16 protein-coding genes are annotated in these 19452 nt (G+C 71.7%); 11 read left to right on the forward strand and 5 right to left on the reverse strand.

Features of this window, described 5'->3' with window-relative positions:
- Positions 1 to 2 precede the first annotated feature (2 nt).
- The 3 genes from RBJ77_RS05420 to RBJ77_RS05430 all read right to left on the reverse strand — a co-directional run bounded on the left by RBJ77_RS05420 (position 3) and on the right by RBJ77_RS05430 (position 5268).
- A complete protein-coding gene (locus RBJ77_RS05420; protein ID WP_372343920.1) occupies positions 3 to 2759 on the reverse strand; it encodes an alkaline phosphatase family protein in 2757 nt (918 codons plus the stop codon).
- 62 nt (positions 2760 to 2821) lie between these two features.
- Complete coding sequence (locus tag RBJ77_RS05425; protein WP_372343921.1) at positions 2822 to 4201, reverse strand: ABC transporter permease; 1380 nt, start codon at positions 4199 to 4201, stop codon at positions 2822 to 2824.
- On the reverse strand, positions 4198 to 5268 hold the full coding sequence (locus RBJ77_RS05430) for an ABC transporter ATP-binding protein (RefSeq protein WP_372343922.1): 1071 nt from the start codon (positions 5266 to 5268) through the stop codon (positions 4198 to 4200). The genes RBJ77_RS05425 and RBJ77_RS05430 overlap by 4 nt, the downstream gene beginning before the upstream one ends.
- 188 nt (positions 5269 to 5456) lie before the next feature.
- On the opposite strand from RBJ77_RS05430, the gene RBJ77_RS05435 reads away from it, so the two are divergent.
- From RBJ77_RS05435 to RBJ77_RS05455, 5 genes are all read left to right on the forward strand, one after another.
- Positions 5457 to 6506 (forward strand): ABC transporter ATP-binding protein, encoded by a 1050-nt coding sequence (locus tag RBJ77_RS05435; RefSeq protein WP_372343923.1) that lies wholly within the window; start codon positions 5457 to 5459, stop codon positions 6504 to 6506.
- 41 nt (positions 6507 to 6547) lie between these two features.
- Positions 6548 to 7756, forward strand: a complete 1209-nt coding sequence (locus tag RBJ77_RS05440; RefSeq protein ID WP_372343924.1) for an ABC transporter substrate-binding protein — start codon at positions 6548 to 6550, stop codon at positions 7754 to 7756.
- Between the two features lie 7 nt (positions 7757 to 7763).
- On the forward strand, positions 7764 to 8618 hold the full coding sequence (locus tag RBJ77_RS05445) for an ABC transporter permease (RefSeq protein ID WP_372343925.1): 855 nt from the start codon (positions 7764 to 7766) through the stop codon (positions 8616 to 8618).
- Between the two features lie 40 nt (positions 8619 to 8658).
- Positions 8659 to 9474 (forward strand): ABC transporter permease, encoded by an 816-nt coding sequence (locus tag RBJ77_RS05450; protein WP_372343926.1) that lies wholly within the window; start codon positions 8659 to 8661, stop codon positions 9472 to 9474.
- A 171-nt stretch (positions 9475 to 9645) separates the two neighbouring features.
- Positions 9646 to 10209, forward strand: coding sequence for an MSMEG_1061 family FMN-dependent PPOX-type flavoprotein (locus RBJ77_RS05455; RefSeq protein WP_372343927.1), 564 nt, complete (start codon positions 9646 to 9648; stop codon positions 10207 to 10209).
- On the opposite strand, the gene RBJ77_RS05460 is transcribed toward RBJ77_RS05455, so the two are convergent.
- Positions 10206 to 10634 (reverse strand): GNAT family N-acetyltransferase, encoded by a 429-nt coding sequence (locus RBJ77_RS05460; RefSeq protein ID WP_372343928.1) that lies wholly within the window; start codon positions 10632 to 10634, stop codon positions 10206 to 10208. The genes RBJ77_RS05455 and RBJ77_RS05460 overlap by 4 nt on opposite strands.
- A gap of 49 nt (positions 10635 to 10683) precedes the next feature.
- On the opposite strand from RBJ77_RS05460, the gene RBJ77_RS05465 reads away from it, so the two are divergent.
- Complete coding sequence (locus RBJ77_RS05465) at positions 10684 to 11394, forward strand: endonuclease V (RefSeq protein WP_372343929.1); 711 nt, start codon at positions 10684 to 10686, stop codon at positions 11392 to 11394.
- On the opposite strand, the gene RBJ77_RS05470 is transcribed toward RBJ77_RS05465, so the two are convergent.
- Complete coding sequence (locus RBJ77_RS05470; protein WP_372343930.1) at positions 11366 to 12559, reverse strand: trans-acting enoyl reductase family protein; 1194 nt, start codon at positions 12557 to 12559, stop codon at positions 11366 to 11368. The two genes, RBJ77_RS05465 and RBJ77_RS05470, sit on opposite strands and share 29 nt — an antisense overlap.
- A gap of 248 nt (positions 12560 to 12807) precedes the next feature.
- On the opposite strand from RBJ77_RS05470, the gene RBJ77_RS05475 reads away from it, so the two are divergent.
- The 5 genes from RBJ77_RS05475 (at position 12808) to RBJ77_RS05495 (ending at position 19434) form a co-directional block, all read left to right on the forward strand.
- Positions 12808 to 13968 carry a CaiB/BaiF CoA transferase family protein gene (locus RBJ77_RS05475; protein ID WP_372343931.1) on the forward strand — a complete coding sequence of 387 codons (1161 nt, stop codon included), beginning with the start codon at positions 12808 to 12810 and terminating at the stop codon, positions 13966 to 13968.
- Positions 13969 to 13976: 8 nt separating this feature from the next.
- The gene (locus RBJ77_RS05480; RefSeq protein WP_255981952.1) at positions 13977 to 15119 is read left to right on the forward strand and encodes an acyl-CoA dehydrogenase family protein; all 1143 of its coding nucleotides are present in this window, start codon (positions 13977 to 13979) and stop codon (positions 15117 to 15119) included.
- 36 nt (positions 15120 to 15155) lie between these two features.
- Complete coding sequence (locus RBJ77_RS05485; RefSeq protein ID WP_372343932.1) at positions 15156 to 16376, forward strand: acetyl-CoA C-acetyltransferase; 1221 nt, start codon at positions 15156 to 15158, stop codon at positions 16374 to 16376.
- A gap of 249 nt (positions 16377 to 16625) precedes the next feature.
- A complete protein-coding gene (locus tag RBJ77_RS05490; RefSeq protein ID WP_372343933.1) occupies positions 16626 to 18803 on the forward strand; it encodes a 3-hydroxyacyl-CoA dehydrogenase NAD-binding domain-containing protein in 2178 nt (725 codons plus the stop codon).
- Positions 18804 to 18873: 70 nt separating this feature from the next.
- Complete coding sequence (locus tag RBJ77_RS05495) at positions 18874 to 19434, forward strand: DinB family protein (protein WP_372343934.1); 561 nt, start codon at positions 18874 to 18876, stop codon at positions 19432 to 19434.
- Positions 19435 to 19452: the final 18 nt, after the last annotated feature.

Below are 19452 nucleotides of genomic sequence, written 5' to 3' on the forward strand. Positions count from 1 at the left end.
GCTCACCCGTCGTTCTCCGCCGACGGGATGAAGGCGCCCGGGACGTCCTTGGGCGCGTACAGCTTCTTCTCGCCCGGGTACGGACGCGACCAGCCGTGCGTCTCGTACCAGGTGAAGTGGTTCATCTGCGCCGGGTTGGCGAAGTCCGGCACGGCGTGCGGGCCGGTCAGCCGCTGCTTCGCCTTCCAGCCGGCCCACTGCGCGGCCAGCTCGCGCTGCGCCGCCGGGACCTCGGTCGACGGCACGGCCGCCGCGGTCGGGTCCTGGGCCGCCGGGGTGTCCACGCCACAGGCCGGCGGGGTCTTCAGACCGTCGGTGAGCGGCACCCGGTTGGGCAGTGCGGTGAACGGCGTGTAGTCGGGCTTCTTGGTGAAGGCCGTCGCCATCGGCGTCGCCGCGCTGTCCTTCTGGTTCATCGGGTGGACCCCGAGGATCTGCTCGATCGTGCGGATCATCGTGATCTGCGAGTAGTAGCGGCTGTCGACGGTGCCGCGCTTCGCCCAGGGGCTGATGATCTGGATCGGCGCGCGGTGGCCGTCGACGTGGTCGAGCCCGGCCTGGGAGTCGTCCTCGACCACGAAGATCGCGGAGTCCTTCCAGTACGTGGAGTGCGAGATCGTGTCGACGATCCGGCCGGTCGCCAGGTCGTTGTCGGCGACCTGCGCGGGCGAGTTCGCCGGGCCGCCGGTGTGGTCGCTGGAGAGCCAGAACATGTTCAGGTTCGACGGACCGTTCTTCGCGAAGTCCTTCTTCCAGATCTCGGCCCGGTAGATGTCGGGCACGCTGGTGTCGAACTTCGCGAAGCCGGGCACCGACACCGAGTTCAGCGACGGGATCGGCGACGACGACACCAGGTTGTACGCGGTGTCCGCGCCGGTCGACCGCATGTTCTTCGCGTCGCAGTACAGGTTCTGCCAGCTCGCGTCGGCCGGCTTGGTCAGGAACTGGTGGAACTCGCCGAAGTCCCGCACGGACCGGCCCGCGTCCTGGGCGCCCGTCCACAGGAAACCGGTGCGCTGGTGGCCGAGCGCGTCGTCCTCGGTGTCGTAGCTGCGCGCGTACTCACCGGCCGAGGACTCGGTGTACTCCGGGTCGTCCGCCTGCATCAGCCAGTTGTGGCCCTCGGCCGAGTTCGTGCCGATGTCGTACGTGTTGTCGTAGAGGCCGAACTGCTCGGCCATGGCGTGCTGGTTCGGCGTCACGTTCGCGCCGAACTCGGCCAGCGCCGGATCGCCGTTGCCCTCCGGCACGTCGCCGAAGAGCTGGTCGTAGGTCCGGTTCTCCTTGACGATCAGGAACACGTGCTTGATCGTCGACGGGTCGCCGAGCCGCACCGGGACCGGCACCGGCTTCGCGTGGTGCTTGGCGTTCGCCTTCTCGACGGCGCCGCGGGTCCAGCCGTTCTGCCGGAAGACCTTGGACGTCTGGGAGCGGATGACGCGGTCGCTCGGCAACGTGAAGTGCTGCACGCTCGCCGTCGTGTCGTGCGTGCCTCGCCCGGCCTTCGTGGTGGGCCTGCGGGCGTCGACGCCACGGGTGTTGGAGACGACGACCTGGTCGCCGACCGTGGCGATCTCCGACGGGAAGTAGTCCGTCGGCAGCAGACCGACGTAACTCACCGGCTCCTGCGGGGTGCTGTACCGGTAGACGGCGACGGCGTTGGCGCGGCCGAGCGTCACCAGGAGGCGGCCGTCGCCGGTGAGCGTCACCGCGTCGGGCTCGTAGCCCACCGACGCCTCGGGCCACGGCTTCGTGGAGATCGTCTGGACGACCTTGTCCTTGGCGGTGTCGATGACCGACACGTCGTTCGTCGCGGTGTTGGTGACGAACAGCGCGCCCTTCTTCGCGTACAGCGCCGTCGGATGCAGACCGACGGTGATGCCCGCGGGCGCGGCGTCCGGCTTCGCCAGGTCGATGACGCTGACCGTGCCGGTGGTGGTGGCCGCGGTCTTCGGGTCGGCCGGGACCTGCGTGTTGTACGAGTTGATGGTGGTGTCGCCGGGCTTCGCCGGGCGGCCGCCCTCGTTGCTGACGTACAGCTTGCCGCCGACCAGGGCCAGGTCGCGCGGCGCGTTGCCGACGTTCCAGCTCTGCTTGATCGCACCGGTCGCCGCGTCCAGGGCGACGACCCGGTTCTGCCCGTTGACGGCCGCGTACACGGTCGACCCGTCGGGGGCGAACACCGGCTCGCCGACCAGCGCGTGCCTGGGTCCGTCGGCCGGGATCGCGACGGTCGTCGGGGCGGAGACGCTGCCGTCGTCGTTCACCGTGAACCGGGTGTAGCCGTCGGTCTGGCCGAGCCACAGCTGCTTGCCGTCGGGCGAGTACGTCGGGCCTTCCTGGCCCACGCTGTTGCTCGCGATCTTCGGGTTCGACGTCGCGGCGGTGCCGACGAGCTGCTGCTCCTTCCACGTCTTGAGGTCCACGATGGACAGCGCGGCGCCGCCGTCGGTGACCGACGCCGCGAGGTGCGTGCCGTCGGGGCTGACCGAGGACGACATGATCTTGCCGCTGTTGAGGACGAGCCGGTCGCCGTACGGGGCTATGTACTGGTCGCTGGAGATGACCTGGCCGTCCCGGGTGACCTGGCCCACCTGGTCGTGGCCGAACTGGTCCGTCGAGGCGAACGCGGCGCCGGCGGCGGTCAGGGCGAGCGCCGTGACACCGGTGACGACCAGCGGTTTGCGGCGGCCGACGCGTCTGGCGAGGAAGCCCGTACGGGCCTCCTCGACACGCCTGCGATGGCGTGTTACCTGCATGGTGGCATCCCTTCTTCGGTGCTCCGTCACGGAGCGGTGCTCCGTCACGTCGTGGCCCTCCGTCACGAAGTGGCCTTCAGCAGCTCGACGTTGGCGTCGAACTGCCACAGCGGGTTCGGTCCGTCCCCGGTCGGGGTGCGCACCAGGAAGTAGCCGTTGACTTCCTTCGGTCCGTCGCCGTCGGCCACGAACCGCCCGTCGGCGGTGACGTCCAGCTGGTAGATCGCCTGTCCGGTGGCGGCGGTGCCGGGCAGGTGCCAGGAGACGACGCAGCGCCAGTCGTTGCCCGGGCCCTCGGCGTCGACCCGGACGCTGCCCTTGTTGCACGCCGCCGTGGCCCGCAGCCGGGCCTCGGTGACGGCGGGCCGGTGCAGCTCCTCGGTCTGGACGACGTAGAGGTGCGCGAACGCCGTGGCGACCGAGCGCTGCACCTTGTCCTGCGTGATCCCGGAACCGGTCGCGGGGGTCGCGGCGGCGACCAGCGCGACCGTCGCGACGCCCAGGCCGAGCAGCGGCAGCGCGCCGACGGTGAGCGCGCGGCGCCCCGAGGTGGCGTCGGTGAGGTTGGTGAAGTCCCGCCGTACGAACAGGAGGTACGCGAGGGCCGTCGCGGCCACCGCCCACACCAGGGAGACCGCGATGCCGATGAGCAGCGGCCCGAGCTGCTGGGGTCCGGTGAAGAGACCGTTCCAGGAGATGAAGGCGTACCCGGGCAGCGCGAGCCGTACGGCGACGGGCAGCGGCAGCATCTGTCCGAGCTGCATCGCGAGCGCCACGAGCGCGGGGAGCAGCAGTCCCATCGGCGACTTGCCGAGCGCGACGGACCCGAGCAGTCCGATCGCGGACAGGGCCAGCGTCGGGGCGAGCGCGCAGGCCCACGCGAGCAGCACCTTCCCGGCCGCGTCCGACGCCGTCAGCACGTGGCCGTCGAGGCCGACCAGCGGATGGTTCCCGACGGTCAGCAGCCCGCCGGCCGTGCTGGACACCACGAGCCCGGCCACCAGGACCAGGATCACGACGAGGCTGGCCAGCGCCTTGGCCACGAAGATCCGGCCGGGCGAGCGCACGGCGACGAGCAGGTGCCGCCAGGTGCCGAGCCGGTCCTCGGCCGCGAACACGTCCCCCGCGACGACGGAGGTCACGAGCGGCAGCGCCCAGCTCCCGGCGAACCCGAGCATGACCAGCGGCCCGGCCCATCCGGTGGCGTGCATCCAGCGCCCGAAGAGGGTGTCGACGGGCAGCGAACTCTGCTGGCTCACGGCCGCGACGAACAGCGCGGGCGCCACCCAGCACACCAGCACGATCAGCCGGATCCGCCACTGCGACACCAGCTTGACGACCTCGAACCGGAAGCCGCGCCTCACCGGCACGCGGCGGGGCGCGGCAACGTTGTCGGGAGCGGCGGGGGCGTCGGGAGCGTCCGAAGTGAGGACGGCGGTCATCGGGTGGCCTCCTGCGGTGCGCCTTCCGGTGCGGTGACCGGTTCGGCTACTGGTTCATCTGCTGATGCGTCGGCGGGTGCGCCGACCGGTTCCGGTGCTGCCCCGCCCGGACCGGTCAGGGCCAGGAACGCCGCCTCCAGCGGCGAGACCACCGGCGCCAGTTCGCGCAGGGCGACGCCCGCCTTCACCAGCCGCGTCACCAGGTCGTCGAGGGCGGGCGTCAGCGCGCGGACGACGAGCGCCTGCGCCGACTCCGCCGGTTCCGTGGGTTCCGCCGACTCCGCCGGTCCCGTCGGTCCCGTCGGCTCCACGAGGTGGATGCCCGACGTGTCGGCGGCCACGCGACGGGCGGCCGCCGGGTCGGACGTGCGGAGGCGGTAGTCGAGTTCGCGGTTGCCCGCGGCCAGTTCGGCCAGGGGGCCGGAGAAGACGACGCGGCCCGTGGCGAGGAGGGTGACCTCGGAGCAGAGGGCCTCCAGGTCGTCCATCCGGTGGCTCGACAGCACGACGGCGGTACCGGCCGCGGCGAGCCGGGTCAGGACGCGGTGGACGTGCCGTTTGCCCGCCGGATCGAGACCGTTGGCGGGCTCGTCGAGGATCAGCAACCGGGGCTCGGTGAGCAGCGCCGCGGCGAGACCGAGGCGCTGGCGCATGCCGAGGGAGAAGCCCCGGGTGCGGTCGTCGGCGACATCCGTCAGGCCGACCTGGTCGAGCGCGTCGTCGATCGCGGGGGAGCGCGGATCACGGCCGTGCAGCGCGGCGAGCGAGGCGAGGTTCTGCCGTGCGGTGAGGGACGGGTAGAGCCCCGGGCCGTCCACGAACCCGGCGACCCCGGCGGGCGCGGCCAGTCCCCGGCCGACCGGCGCGCCGAGGATCTCCAGGGTGCCGCCGTCCGCGGTGGCCAGCCCGAGCAGCAGCCCGAGCAGCGTCGTCTTGCCGGCGCCGTTCGGCCCGACCAGGCCGTGCACGCGTCCCCGCGCCACCTCCAGATCGATGCCGTCCAGAGCGACGACGTCGCCGAAGTGCCTGGTGATGCCCCGTGCCCGTATGGCGAGCGGTCTGTCCATGAGCCACCCTTCCTGTCGCAAACCCCAAGGACCATAGGGAGCGCATAAGTCACGCACAGAGAAGGTGAGTTGAACGGACCGGGAACGCGAGGTCATCGGAATCTCAAGTACCGAGGGAACCGGACGCGCCGTACCGAAACGGGCACGCGGTCTTGTGGGAGTCGTTGAACTGTGCATGATCTACGCGTATGGCTACGGGCAACGGGACCACTGCGATCACCCTGCGCGGCCTGCGCAAGTCCTTCGGGGACGTACCCGCCGTCGACGGCGTCGAACTGGATGTCGCCGAGGGCGAATTCTTCTCGCTGCTCGGCCCGTCGGGGTCCGGCAAGACGACGGTTCTGCGACTGATCGCCGGGTTCGAGACCCCGACGAGCGGCACGGTCACCCTCGCGGGCGAGGACGTGACCCGCCGCGCGCCCTTCGAGCGCGACGTCACCACCGTCTTCCAGGACTACGCGCTCTTCCCGCACCTGACGGTCGAGCAGAACATCGCCTACGGGCTGAAGGTCCGCGGCGCCTCCCGCAGGGAGCAGGCCGAGCGGGCCCGCGCCGCCCTCGCCTCCGTCCGCCTCGAAGGGTTCGGCGCCCGCAGACCAAGCCAGCTGTCCGGCGGGCAGCGTCAACGCGTCGCCCTGGCAAGGGCGTTGGTGGTCCGGCCGCGGGTCCTGCTGCTCGACGAACCGCTCGGCGCCCTCGATCTGAAGCTGCGCGAACAGATGCAGACCGAGCTGAAGGAACTGCAGCGCGACGCCGGCATCACCTTCGTCCTCGTCACCCACGACCAGGCGGAGGCCCTGGCGCTCAGCGACCGGGTCGCCGTCCTGAACGCCGGACGCGTCGAACAGGTCGGCACCCCGGGGGAGTTGTACGAGTCGCCCGCCTCCGCGTTCGTGGCGTCCTTCGTCGGCACCTCCAACACCCTCACCGGCCGGGCCGCCGAGCTGATCGTGGGGAAACCAGGGACGTTCGGCGTCAGACCGGAGAAGATCCGGGTCCTCGACGCCGACGGGGAGCACGATCGGGCCGACCACAGCGCGGTGCACGGCACCGTCGCCGACGCCGTGTACCTCGGGGACAGCACCCGCGTCGTCGTCGACACCGACGCGGGGGTGCGCTTCGTCGTCGTACGGCAGAACCTGGACACCACCGCCGCCGACGCCCTCGCCCTGCCCGGCAGCCGGGTCCTGCTGCACTGGCACCGACGGCACAACGTCCCACTGAGCCACGCGACTTGAGCGCACCCACGCTCACGCGAATCGACCGAAAGGGAGACCTCGTGCGCGCCAACCGAACCATCCTGACCGCCGTCGCGCTCGGCGGGCTGCTGCTCACCGGCGCCTGCGGCGGCTCGTCCGACGACAAGGCCGACGGCGCGCCCGGCGGCCGGGGCTTCACACCGCCGAAGCTCTCCGCCCCGAAGTCCCTCGGCAAGGCCGAGGGCGAGGTCAACCTGATCGCCTGGGCCGGCTACGCCGAGGACGGCTCGAACGACCCGAAGGCCGACTGGGTCACCCCCTTCGAGAAGCAGACGGGCTGCCAGGTGAACACCAAGGTCGCCGGAACCTCCGACGAGATGGTCAACCTGATGAAGACCGGCCAGTACGACGCCGTCTCCGCCTCCGGCGACGCGTCCCTGCGCCTCATCGCGTCCGGTGACGCCGCCCCCGTCAACACCGGCCTGGTGCCCCACTACCGTGATGTCTTCCCGGGGTTGAAGATGCAGCCCTGGAACTCCGTCAAGAAGGTCGCGTACGGCATCCCGCACGGCCGCGGCGCCAACCTCCTCATGTACCGCACCGACAAGGTCTCGCCCGCCCCCGACAGCTGGAAGGCCGTCTTCGACGACGCGAGCCGCCACCAGGGCAGGGTCACCGCCTACGACTCGCCGATCTACCTCGCCGACGCCGCGCTGTACCTGATGAAGACGCGGCCCGACCTCGGCATCAAGGACCCGTACGCGCTCGACCAGAAGCAGTTCGACGCGTCGGTCGCGCTGCTGAAGAAGCAGAACGGGAACGTCGGCGAGTACTGGAGCGACTACCTGAAGGAGATCTCCGCCTTCAAGAGCGGCGACTCCGTCATCGGCACCAGCTGGCAGGTCATCGTGAACACCGCACAGGCCGAGAAGGCCCCCGTGAAGGCGGTGCTGCCGAAGGAGGGCGCCACCGGCTGGTCCGACACCTGGATGGTCTCCGCGAAGGCCGAGCACCCCAACTGCGCCTACAAATGGCTCGACTGGATCGTCTCGCCGAAGGTGAACGCCCAGGTCGCCGAGTACTTCGGCGAGGCCCCCGCCAACGCGAAGGCGTGCGCCGAGACCGCCGACAAGAACCACTGCGCCGTCTTCCACGCCGACGACGCCGCGTACTGGAAGCAGGTGCACTTCTGGACCACGCCCATCCCGCAGTGCCTCGACGGACGCACCGACGTGACGTGCGTGCCGTACGCGAAGTGGGTGCAGGCGTGGACCGAGATCAAGGGTTGAGGCGCCGGTGACGAAGGCCGCCGGGGTGCTGCACCGCAGCCCCCGGCTCCGGCTGGCCCTGCTGCTCGCGGCGCCCCTGACCTGGCTGGTCGTCGCCTACCTGGGATCCCTCGCGGTCCTTTTCCTGTCCGGCCTGTGGACCACGGACCCGTTCACCTCGGACATCGTGCGCAGCTGGACCCTGGACAACTTCAGGGCGCTGGTCACGACCGACGTGTACCGCCGGGTGGCCCTGCGCAGCATCGGGGTCGCCCTCGCCGTGACCGCGCTGTGCGTGGTCATCGCCTTCCCGATCGCCTTCTACACGGCGCGCGTCGCCCGCCCGCGGTGGCGTCCCCTGCTCGTCGTCGCCCTCCTCACCCCGCTGTGGGCGAGCTACCTGGTGAAGGCGTACGCGTGGCGCGTCATGCTCGCCCGAGGAGGCCTGCTGGACTGGCTGTTGACCCCCTTCGGCCTCGACGGGCCGGGGTACGGGCTCACCGCGACGATCCTCGTCCTGACCTACCTCTGGCTGCCGTACATGATCCTGCCGATCCACGCGGGCCTCGAACGGGTCCCCGACAGCCTCCTCGACGCCTCCGCCGACCTCGGCGCCCGCACCGGGCGCACCCTGCGCACGGTCCTGCTGCCGCTGGTCCTGCCGTCGGTCGCGGCGGGCTCGGTCTTCACGTTCTCGCTCAGCCTCGGCGACTACATCGCCGTGCAGATCGTTGGCGGCAAGACGCAGCTCATCGGCAACCTCGTCTACTCCAACATCACGCTCGACCTGCCGCTGGCGGCGGCCCTCGGCACCGTGCCGGTCGTGGTCATCGTGCTCTACCTGCTGGCGGTGCGCCGCACCGGCGCGCTCAGCAGCCTCTGATCCTCCGAAGCCTTCCGAAGCCTTCCGAAGGGAGACGGCGGTGCACCTGTCCCGCCCCGCGCGCGTCGCGCTCCGCGTCGGCGCCCTGCTCGGCTTCACCGTCCTCTACGTCCCACTGCTCCTCGTCGTCGTCAATTCCCTCAATCCGGACCGGAGTTCGTCCTGGCCGCCGGCCGGGTTCACCGTGCGCTGGTGGCGGGACGCCTGGCACAGCGCGGGCGCCAGGGACGCGCTGTGGACCTCGGTGAAGGCGGGCCTCGGCGCCACCGCCATCGCCCTGGTCCTCGGCACCCTCATCGCCTTCGCGGTCGCCCGGTACCGGTTCTTCGGCCGCGAGGCGATCTCGTTCGCGGTGGTGCTGCCCATCGCGCTGCCCGGCATCATCACGGGCGTCGCCCTCAACACGGCGTTCCGCACGGTCCTCGAACCGCTCGGCATCGGCCTCGGACTCTTCACCGTCGTCGTCGGGCACGCCACGTTCTGCGTCGTGGTCGTCTTCAACAACGTCGCCGCCCGGCTGAACCGGCTGCCCGGCTCGTACGAGGAGGCGGCCATGGACCTGGGCGCGAGCCCGCTGCGCGCGTTCCGCGACATCACGTTCCCGCTGACCCGCTCGGCGCTCGCGGCGGGCGGCCTGCTCGCGTTCGCCCTCTCCTTCGACGAGATCGTGGTGACGACGTTCACCGCGGGCCCCGGCGTCCAGACGCTGCCCGTCTGGATCTTCTCCAACATGGCGCGCCCGCAACAGGCGCCCGTCGTCAACGTGGTGGCGGTCGTCCTCGTCCTGCTCTCGGTGATCCCGGTGTACGCGGCCCAGCGCCTGTCGTCCGACACGGCGGCGGGCAGCCGGGTCTAGGGCGGCCATCGCGGGCGCCGCACAACCGACCCAGGGTGTTAGGTGAGGCTAACCTAAGAGCAGATAAGGTGTGCGCAGCAACCACTTCCGGCGCGGGGCCCACGGGCGCCGCCGGAAGCCCGTAAGGCCTCTCACGACGTCTTACGACCTCTCACGACCTCAGGAGTCGGCTTGTCGCGCGCCACGGAAGTCCTCGCCACCCGCCCGTCCCCGGAACGGGACGCCGGCTACGTGGAGCTGCGCTCGCCGGAGCAGTTGCGCGAGATCCTCGGCGAGCCGCACCCCATCGTGATCGACAAGGTGCACGACCGGCTCGACGACGGGGACCGCGCGTTGATCGCCCGCTCGCCGTTCTGCCTGCTCGCCACCGCGGACGACCGGGGCGACTGCGACGTCTCGCCGCGCGGTGACGGCCCCGGCTTCGCGCACGTCCTCGACCCCGGCACGCTCGCTCTGCCGGACCGGCCCGGCAACCGGCGCGGCGACAGCCTCCACAACGTCCTGCGCAACCCGCGCGCGGGCCTGCTCTTCCTCATACCCGGCGCCAAGGACGTGCTGCGCGTCAACGGCCGGGCGCGCATCCTCACCGACGCCCCGTTCTTCGCGGACATGGCGGTCAAGGGCGTGCCGCCGCAGCTCGCGCTCCTCCTGGAGATCGACGAGATCTATCTCCACTGCCCCCAGTCGCTGCGCCGCTCGGGACTCTGGGACCCGACGTCGTGGGAGAACGGCTAGCCGTTCATGACCCGGGCCATGCCCACCGAGTCGTACGAGGACGTCTCGACGAAGCCGAACTTCGCGTAGAGGTGCTTCGCCGGGCCGTCCGCGATCAGCGAGACGTACGCCGTCGCCGGCGCCCGCCGCTCCAGCTCCTCCGTGAGCGCCGCCATGATCCGCCGTCCGAGGCCCCGGCCCTGGTGGCCGGGGTGCACGCAGATGTCGACGACCTGGAACGCCGTGCCGCCGTCGCCGATGATCCGGCCCATGCCGACCAGCTCCCCGCGGTGCCGGAGCAGGACGCCGTGCCAGGTGTTCGGCAGCGCGATCGCCGCCGCCTCGGGGGACTTGTCGGAGAGTCCGGCGTCCGTGCGCAGCCGCCGGTAGACGTCGACGGACGGGACGCCGGTCTCGATCACGTAAGGGTCACTCTGCTCGCTCATGCCTTACATGATAGAGGAGTGCCGGTCCGCGCTGTCTAGAGTCGGAGGCATGCAGACGATCACGGGGATCCCCGAGGACTGGCCGGTGGACGAGGCCGCGGCGCGCGCCGTGCAGGACGCGCTGCGCGGGCGGGTCGTGGTGGACGAGACCGGGCCGCTGCCCGGCACGGGGACCGTCACCGGGATCGACGTCGCCTACGACGACGAGCGCGACGTCGTCGCCGCGGCCGCGGTCGTCCTGGACGCGGCCACGCTCGACGTCGTGGAGGAGGCGACGGCCGTCGGGCGCGTCGCCTTCCCCTACGTCCCGGGACTGCTGGCGTTCCGGGAGGTCCCGGCGGTGCTCGGCGCCCTCGACGCGCTGCGCACCGACCCGGGCCTGGTGGTCTGCGACGGCTACGGCCTGGCCCACCCGCGCCGCTTCGGCCTCGCCAGCCATCTGGGCGTGCTCACCGGACTGCCCACGATGGGCGTCGCCAAGAACCCGTTCACCTTCGCGCACGGGGAGCTGGGGTCCGAGCGGGCGAGCGCCGCCCCGCTGCGGGACGGCGCGCAGGAGGTCGGCCGCGCCCTGCGCACCCAGAGGGGCGTCAAGCCGGTGTACGTCTCCGTCGGCCACCGCGTCTCGCTGGACAACGCGTGCGCGCACACCCTCGCCCTGACCCCGCGCTACCGCGTCCCGGAGACGACCCGGCGGGCCGACCGCCTGTGCCGGGACGCGCTCGCGGCGGTCAGCGCTCGGCCGCTACCCGGAACGTGATCCCGGCGGCGCGCAGCCGCGCGGTCAGCGCGTCGCCCATCGCCACCGCGGTGGTGACCTGACCCGACGTGACCGGCAGCGGGTCCTGGGCGAGGCACATCGCGGACTCGGCGAGCATCTTCGCGGTCTCCCCGTACCCGGGGTCGCCGCCGGACACCTCGGTGAACACCCGGCGCCCGCCGCCCTCGCCGACGAACCGCACCGAGAACCAGCTCTTCGACCGGCGGGCCTCGTCGGGCCCGTCGCCCGGCTGCACCCGGCCGCCCAGCCAGCGCCGGGCGGGCGGCACCTGGGCGGCGGCGAACAGGGCGCCGACCGCCGCGACCCCGCCCACCGCGACCGGCAGCGACTTCACGGCCGCGTAGTGCCGGTAGCGGAAGTCGGGGCCGTACCGCTCCAGGGCCCGCGCCGAACGCTGCACCACCTGCGGGTCGATCGTCGGCAGCGGCAGCGCCCAGGCCCCGACCTCCTTCGCGAACCGCGGCGCCCCCGTCGGCGCGTACGCGGTGCGCCCCACCAGCCGCGGCTGGTGGCGCCGCCGGTCCCGCTGCGCGGCGAGCATCTGCCGGCCCCGCGCGAACTGGTTCAGGGCGGAGGCGAAGGTGCCGCCCGAGAGCGTGGCGTTCGTGCGGACGAACCCGTCCAGCCGTAGCGGCACGCCTTCCGGCAGCTGCTGCACCGTGAAGTACGCGCCGAGGTCGTGCGGCACCGAGTCGAAGCCGCAGGCGTGGACGATCCGGGCACCCGTCTCGCGCGCGCGGGCGTCGTGCCGCACGTACATGAGGTCCACGAACTCCGGCTCGCCCGTGAGGTCCAGGTAGTCGGTGCCCGCGTCCGCGCACGCCGCGACCAGGCCCTCCCCGTACTCCAGGTACGGACCCACGGTCGACGCCACCACCCGCGCGCGGGAGGCCAGTTCGCGCAGCGAGGCCCGGTCGGCGACGTCCGCGCGCTCCAGCGGGAGTACCGCGCACGCGGGGTCGATGCCGGTGAGCCGCTCGCGCAGCCGCTCCAGCTTCGCCACGTCCCGGCCCGCGACGGCCCAGCGCAGTCCTTCGGGGGCGTGCGCCGCGAGGTACTCGGCGGTGAGCACTCCCACGAAGCCCGTCGCTCCGAACAGCACCACGTCGTACGGCCTGTCCTCGGCCTTGTCCGACCCGTTCATGACACCCCTCACCCTGCTCCCGCGCCGTTGTCGGTGGCCGAGGCTAGCGTGACGAGGTGACGGGGGCGGCAGGGCCCCACGGGACGCGGTCGACATGACCGGTCCGCCCCGCCGGGCCCGGGCTCCGGTCACCCCCGGCCGGAAAATTGGCTAAGCGCTTGCTCGTCAGGGGCTTGTGCCGACTGGAACGTGTTCTTAGCATCGCTGGTGTAACAGTGGTTGTGTCACAGACTTGGGGGCGTGGCGGGATGGCAGTTCCAGGCACGGAGGCACAGGGCGGGCTGCCCGGCGGCCCCCTCGCCGGGGTGCGCGTGGTGGAGCTGGCGGGGATCGGGCCCGGCCCGTTCGCCGCGATGCTCCTCGCCGACCTCGGCGCCGATGTCGTACGCGTCGACCGGCCCGGCGGCGCGGGCCTCGCGATCGACCCGGCGTACGACATCACCAACCGGAACAAGCGGTCGGTGATCGTCGACCTGAAGGCGGCGGACGGGGCCGAGCGGGTGCTGCGCCTCGTCGAGCGCGCCGACGTGCTGATCGAGGGCTACCGGCCGGGCGTCGCCGAGCGGCTCGGCGTCGGGCCCGAGACCTGCCACGCCCGCAACCCGAAGCTCGTCTACGGGCGGATGACCGGCTGGGGCCAGCAGGGCCCGCTCGCCCAGCGCGCCGGTCACGACATCGGGTACATCGCGCTCACCGGCACCCTCGGCATGATCGGCAGGGCGGACGAACCGCCGACCGTCCCCGCGAACCTCGTCGGGGACTACGCGGGCGGCTCCCTCTACCTCGTCGTCGGCATCCTCGCCGCCCTGCACCACGCCCGGGACACCGGCACGGGACAGGTCGTCGACGCCGCCATCGTCGACGGCGCCTCGCACCTCGCCGCGATGATCCACGGCATGCTCGCGGCCGGCGGCTGGCAGGACCGGCGCGGCGCCAACCTGCTGGACGGCGGCTGCCCGTTCTACGGCACGTACGAGACGGCCGACGGCCAGTACATGGCGGTCGGCGCCCTTGAGCAGCAGTTCTACGACGAGTTCATCGAGCTCATGGGCCTCGCGGACAGCGCGCCCGCCCGCAAGGACCTGGCCCGCTGGGGCGAGCTGCGGGACGCCGTCGCCGCCCGCTTCAAGGACCGGACGCGCGACGAGTGGACGGCAGTCTTCGAGGGATCGGACGCCTGCGTGGCCCCGGTCCTCTCGCTGCGCGAGGCGCCCGCCCACCCCCACCTCGCCGCCCGCGGCACCTTCGTCGACCACGGTGGCATCACCCAGCCCGCCCCCGCACCCCGCTTCTCCGGCACCCCGACAGCCGTCCGCTCGGGCCCCGCACGACCCGGCGCCGACACCGCCGACGTGGCCCGCGACTGGGCCGTACCGGAACTGAACGAGCCCACCACGAAAGGCAGTTGATCGCGCGCATGGAGCGACGTCTGTACAGCGCCGAGCACGAGGCGTTCCGCGAGACCGTCCGCACCTTCCTCGCCAAGGAGGTGACCCCGCACTACGACCAGTGGGAGCAGGACGGCATCGTCGCGCGCGAGGCGTGGCTCGCCGCCGGACGCCAGGGCCTGCTCGGGCTCGCCGTTCCCGAGGAGTACGGAGGCGGCGGCGACACCGACTTCCGCTACAGCGCCGTCCTCGCCGAGGAGTTCACCCGCGCCGGCGCGGCGGGACTCGCGATCGGCCTGCACAACGACATCATCGGCCCGTACCTCACCTCCCTGGCCACCGACGAGCAGAAGCGGCGCTGGCTGCCCGGATTCTGCGACGGCTCCCTGATCACCGCGATCGCCATGACCGAGCCCGGCGCCGGATCTGACCTCCAGGGCATCCGCACCTCGGCCGAGGACAAGGGCGACCACTGGCTGCTCAACGGGTCCAAGACGTTCATCTCGAACGGCATCCTCGCCGACCTCGTCGTCGTGGTCGCCAAGACCACCGCGGAGGGCGGCGCCCGCGGCCTGTCCCTGCTGGTCGTCGAGCGCGGCATGGAGGGCTTCGAGCGCGGCCGCAACCTCGACAAGATAGGCCAGAAGGCGCAGGACACGGCCGAATTGTTCTTCCACGACGTACGCGTCCCGAAGGAGAATCTGCTCGGCGAGCTCGACGGCGCGTTCATCCACCTGATGACGAACCTCGCGCAGGAGCGCATGGGCATCGCCGTCGCCGCCATCGCCGCCGCCGAGCACCTGCTGGAGATCACCACGACGTACGTGAAGGAGCGCGAGGCCTTCGGGCGGCCGCTCGCCAAGCTGCAGCACATCCGGTTCGAGATCGCCGAGATGGCCACCGAGTGCGCCGTCACCCGGACGTTCCTGGACCGCTGCATCGAGGACCACTCCGCCGGGACGCTCGACGCCGTGCACGCCTCGATGGCCAAGTGGTGGGCCACCGAACTGCAGAAGCGGGTCGCCGACCGCTGCCTCCAACTGCACGGCGGATACGGCTACATGACGGAGTACCGCGTCGCGAAGGCCTTCACCGACGGACGCATCCAGACCATCTACGGCGGCACGACCGAGATCATGAAGGAGATCATCGGACGCTCGCTGCTCGGCTGACCCCACCCCTGTTCCGCTGCTTTGAAAGGCACTTCCGTGACCACAGACGCGTACGTCTACGACGCGATCCGCACCCCGCGCGGCCGGGGCAAGGCCACCGGCTCCCTGCACGGCACCAAGCCGATCGACCTCGTCGTCGGCCTGATCCACGAGATCCAGGCCCGCTTCCCCGGCCTCGACCCGGCCGCCATCGACGACATCGTGCTCGGCGTCGTCGGCCCGGTCGGCGACCAGGGCTCCGACATCGCCCGCATCGCCGCCATCGCCGCGGGCCTGCCCGACACCGTGGCCGGCGTCCAGGAGAACCGCTTCTGTGCGTCGGGTCTGGAAGCCGTCAACCTGGCCGCGATGAAGGTCCGTTCGGGCTGGGAGGACCTCGTCCTCGCCGGTGGCGTCGAGTCGATGTCGCGGGTGCCGATGGCGTCCGACGGCGGTGCCTGGTTCGCCGACCCGATGACCAACTTCGACACCGGCTTCGTGCCGCAGGGCATCGGCGCCGACCTCATCGCCACCATCGAGGGCTTCTCGCGGCGCGACGTCGACGAGTACGCGGCGCTGTCCCAGGAGCGGGCCGCCGCCGCGGTGAAGGACGGCCGGTTCGAGCGGTCCGTCGTCCCCGTCAAGGACCGCAGCGGCCTGACCGTCCTGGACCACGACGAGTTCCTGCGGCCGGGCACCACCGCGGACTCCCTCGCCAAGCTGAAGCCGTCCTTCAAGGACATCGGCGACCTCGGCGGCTTCGACGCGGTCGCGCTGCAGAAGTACCACTGGGTCGAGAAGATCGACCACGTGCACCACGCGGGCAACTCGTCGGGCATCGTCGACGGCGCCTCGCTCGTCGCCATCGGCTCGCGCGAGGTCGGCGAGCGCTACGACCTCACGCCGCGCGCCCGCGTCGTCTCCGTGGCCGTCTCCGGCTCCGAGCCGACCATCATGCTCACCGGGCCCGCGCCCGCCACCCGCAAGGCCCTCGCCAAGGCGGGCCTGACCATCGACGACATCGACCTCGTCGAGATCAACGAGGCGTTCGCGGCGGTCGTGCTCCGCTTCGTCAAGGACATGGGCCTGTCCCTGGACAAGGTCAACGTCAACGGCGGCGCGATCGCCCTCGGTCACCCGCTGGGCGCGACCGGGGCGATGATCCTGGGCACGCTCGTCGACGAACTCGAGCGCAGGGACCTCCGGTACGGGCTGGCCACGCTGTGCGTCGGCGGAGGCATGGGCATCGCCACGATCGTGGAACGGGTCACCGGCTAGGCGCCGCGGGCGTCCGTTCGTCGCCGACCGCGGCTCCCGTCGTGGCTGGTCGCGCAGTTCCCCGCGCCCCTGAAAGCAGCGGCTCCGCCGCGCTTTCCCCTGATGGAGGTGGCGCACGCAGTGCGCACCTCCAGGGGCGCGGGGAACTGCGCGAGCAACCCACCACGACCCGCGGACGGCCACCGGACCCAGCCGCCCACCCCGACAGCCGCCCACCCCAACCGCCACAGACTTCACGGAGACCGCACCATGACGCAGAGCACGACCATCCGCTGGGAACAGGACGACACCGGCATCGTCACCCTCGTCCTGGACGACCCCAACCAGTCCGCGAACACCATGAACCAGGCGTTCAAGGACTCCATCGCCGCGATCGCCGACCGCGCCGAGGCCGAGCGCGACTCGATCCGCGGCATCATCTACACCTCCGCCAAGAAGACCTTCTTCGCGGGCGGCGACCTCAAGGACATGATGAAGGCGGGCCCCGAGGACGCCCAGGCCGTCTTCGAGACCGGCATCGGCATCAAGAACTCGCTGCGCCGCATCGAGACCCTCGGCAAGCCGGTCGTCGCCGCCATCAACGGCGCCGCGCTCGGCGGCGGCTACGAGATCGCCCTCGCCAGCCACCACCGGATCGCCCTGGACGCCCCCGGCTCCAAGATCGGCCTCCCCGAGGTCACGCTCGGCCTGCTCCCGGCCGGCGGCGGCGTCACCCGCACCGTCCGCCTCATGGGCATCGCCGACGCGCTCCTCAAGGTGCTGCTCCAGGGCACCCAGTACGCCCCCAAGCGCGCCCTGGAGAACGGCCTGGTGCACGAAGTGGCCGCCACCCGCGAGGAGATGATCGAGAAGGCGAAGGCCTTCATCGACGCCAACCCCGAGTCGCAGCAGCCCTGGGACAAGCCCGGCTACCGCATCCCGGGCGGCACCCCGGCCAACCCGAAGTTCGCGGCGAACCTGCCCGCCTTCCCGGCCAACCTGAAGAAGCAGCTGAACGGCGCCCCCTACCCGGCCCCGCGCAACATCCTCGCGGCCGCCGTCGAGGGCTCCCAGGTCGACTTCGAGACCGCGCTGACCATCGAGGCCCGCTACTTCACCGAGCTGGTCACCGGCCAGACCGCGAAGAACATGATCCAGGCGTTCTTCTTCGACCTCCAGGCGGTCAACTCCGGCGCCAACCGCCCCCAGGGCATCGAGCCCCGCAAGGTCCGCAAGGTCGCCGTCCTCGGCGCCGGCATGATGGGCGCCGGCATCGCCTACTCCTGCGCCCGCGCGGGCATCGACGTCGTCCTCAAGGACGTCTCCGCCGAGGCCGCGGTCAAGGGCAAGGCCTACTCGGAGAAGCTGTGCGAGAAGGCGGTGAAGCGCGGCCGCACCACCCAGGAGAAGGCGGACGCGCTGCTCGCCCGCATCACGGCCACCGCCGACCCGCAGGGCGTCGCGGGCTGCGACGCCGTCATCGAGGCCGTCTTCGAGGACCCGTCGCTCAAGCACAAGGTGTTCCAGGAGATCCAGGACATCGTCGAGCCCGACGCGCTGCTGTGCTCCAACACCTCCACGCTGCCGATCACCGTCCTCGCCGAAGGCGTCGAGCGGCAGGCCGACTTCATCGGACTGCACTTCTTCTCGCCGGTCGACAAGATGCCGCTCGTCGAGATCATCAAGGGCGAGCGCACCGGAGACGAGGCGCTGGCCCGCGCCTTCGACCTGGTCCGCCAGATCAACAAGACGCCGATCGTCGTCAACGACTCGCGCGGCTTCTTCACCTCCCGCGTCATCGGGCACTTCATCAACGAGGGCGTCGCGATGGTCGGCGAGGGCATCGAGCCCGCGTCGGTCGAGCAGGCCGCGGGCCAGGCCGGCTACCCGGCGAAGGTCCTCTCCCTGATGGACGAGCTGACCCTGACCCTGCCCCGCAAGATCCGCAACGAGACGAAGGCCGCGATCGTCGAGGCGGGCGGCACCTGGACGGCGCACCCCGCCGAGGGCGTCATCGACCGCATGGTCGACGAGTTCGGGCGCCCCGGCCGCAGCGGCGGCGCGGGCTTCTACGAGTACGGCGAGGACGGCAAGCGCGCCGGGCTCTGGCCGGGCCTGCGCGAGCACTTCACCAAGCCCGGCACGGAGATCCCGTTCAAGGACATGCAGGAGCGCATGCTCTTCTCCGAGGCCCTCGACACGGTCCGGCTCCTGGAGGAGGGCGTCCTGACGTCCGTCGCCGACGCCAACATCGGCTCCATCTTCGGGATCGGGTTCCCCGGCTGGACCGGCGGCGTCCTCCAGTACGTCAACGGCTACGAGGGCGGCCTGCCCGGATTCGTCGCCCGCGCCCGCGAGCTGGCCGAGCGCTACGGCGACCGGTTCCTGCCGCCCGCGCTCCTCGTCGAGAAGGCGGAGAAGGGCGAGACGTTCACCGACGCCCGCTGACCCGGTCCCGGTCCCCGGCGCCGCCACAACTCGGTGGCGGCACCGGGGACCGGCCCGTCACGATGGGGTCATGACCGACCTACCCGCGCGCTGGACCCAGGCGACCGTCTACCCCGACATGTGGGCGGACCCCTCCGACGATCCCCGCAACAACGAGGGCCCGGGCCCCGACGGCGAACTCCCCACCCTGCGGGAGGTCCTGCGGGACTACCGCCTGACGCTGCGCATGAAGTGCGACGGCCTGGACCCGGAGCAGCTGGCCCGCCGCTCGGTCCCGCCCTCGACGATGTCGCTGCTCGGCCTCGTCCGGCACCTCGCCGAGGTGGAGCGGGACTACCGCAACTGGATCGACGACGCCGATCCGCTGCCGAAGCTGTACGGCCGCCGGGACGGCGACTTCGACGGAGCCGTCGCCGACCCGGCCGTGGTCGACGCCGCGTACGCCGACCTGGCGCGCGAACAGGCCGCGACCGACGCCGCGCTGGACGCCCACCCCGATCTCGGCGAGCGCCTCGGCAAGGACGGCATCGCGGTCCGTGAACTGCTCGTCCACCGCGTCGAGGAGTACGCCCGGCACTGCGGCCACGCCGACCTGCTGCGCGAGTGCGTGGACGGCCGGGTGGGCCAGTAGCCCGCCCCGGCCACCGGC

Source organism: Streptomyces sp. KL116D (assembly GCF_030766975.1).
Classification (GTDB): Bacteria; Actinomycetota; Actinomycetes; order Streptomycetales; family Streptomycetaceae; genus Streptomyces; species Streptomyces longispororuber_A.

What these genes read in the sequence shown, in the direction of transcription:
- RBJ77_RS05460 (WP_372343928.1), bottom strand. Translation starts at nt 10,634, where the DNA reads ATGAGCGAGCAGAGTGACCCTTACGTGATCGAGACCGGCGTCCCGTCC.
- RBJ77_RS05435 (WP_372343923.1), top strand. Translation starts at nt 5,457, where the DNA reads ATGGCTACGGGCAACGGGACCACTGCGATCACCCTGCGCGGCCTGCGC.
- RBJ77_RS05470 (WP_372343930.1), bottom strand. Translation starts at nt 12,559, where the DNA reads ATGAACGGGTCGGACAAGGCCGAGGACAGGCCGTACGACGTGGTGCTG.
- RBJ77_RS05465 (WP_372343929.1), top strand. Translation starts at nt 10,684, where the DNA reads ATGCAGACGATCACGGGGATCCCCGAGGACTGGCCGGTGGACGAGGCC.
- RBJ77_RS05490 (WP_372343933.1), top strand. Translation starts at nt 16,626, where the DNA reads ATGACGCAGAGCACGACCATCCGCTGGGAACAGGACGACACCGGCATC.
- RBJ77_RS05475 (WP_372343931.1), top strand. Translation starts at nt 12,808, where the DNA reads ATGGCAGTTCCAGGCACGGAGGCACAGGGCGGGCTGCCCGGCGGCCCC.
- RBJ77_RS05425 (WP_372343921.1), bottom strand. Translation starts at nt 4,201, where the DNA reads ATGACCGCCGTCCTCACTTCGGACGCTCCCGACGCCCCCGCCGCTCCC.
- RBJ77_RS05480 (WP_255981952.1), top strand. Translation starts at nt 13,977, where the DNA reads ATGGAGCGACGTCTGTACAGCGCCGAGCACGAGGCGTTCCGCGAGACC.
- RBJ77_RS05495 (WP_372343934.1), top strand. Translation starts at nt 18,874, where the DNA reads ATGACCGACCTACCCGCGCGCTGGACCCAGGCGACCGTCTACCCCGAC.
- RBJ77_RS05420 (WP_372343920.1), bottom strand. Translation starts at nt 2,759, where the DNA reads ATGCAGGTAACACGCCATCGCAGGCGTGTCGAGGAGGCCCGTACGGGC.
- RBJ77_RS05430 (WP_372343922.1), bottom strand. Translation starts at nt 5,268, where the DNA reads ATGGACAGACCGCTCGCCATACGGGCACGGGGCATCACCAGGCACTTC.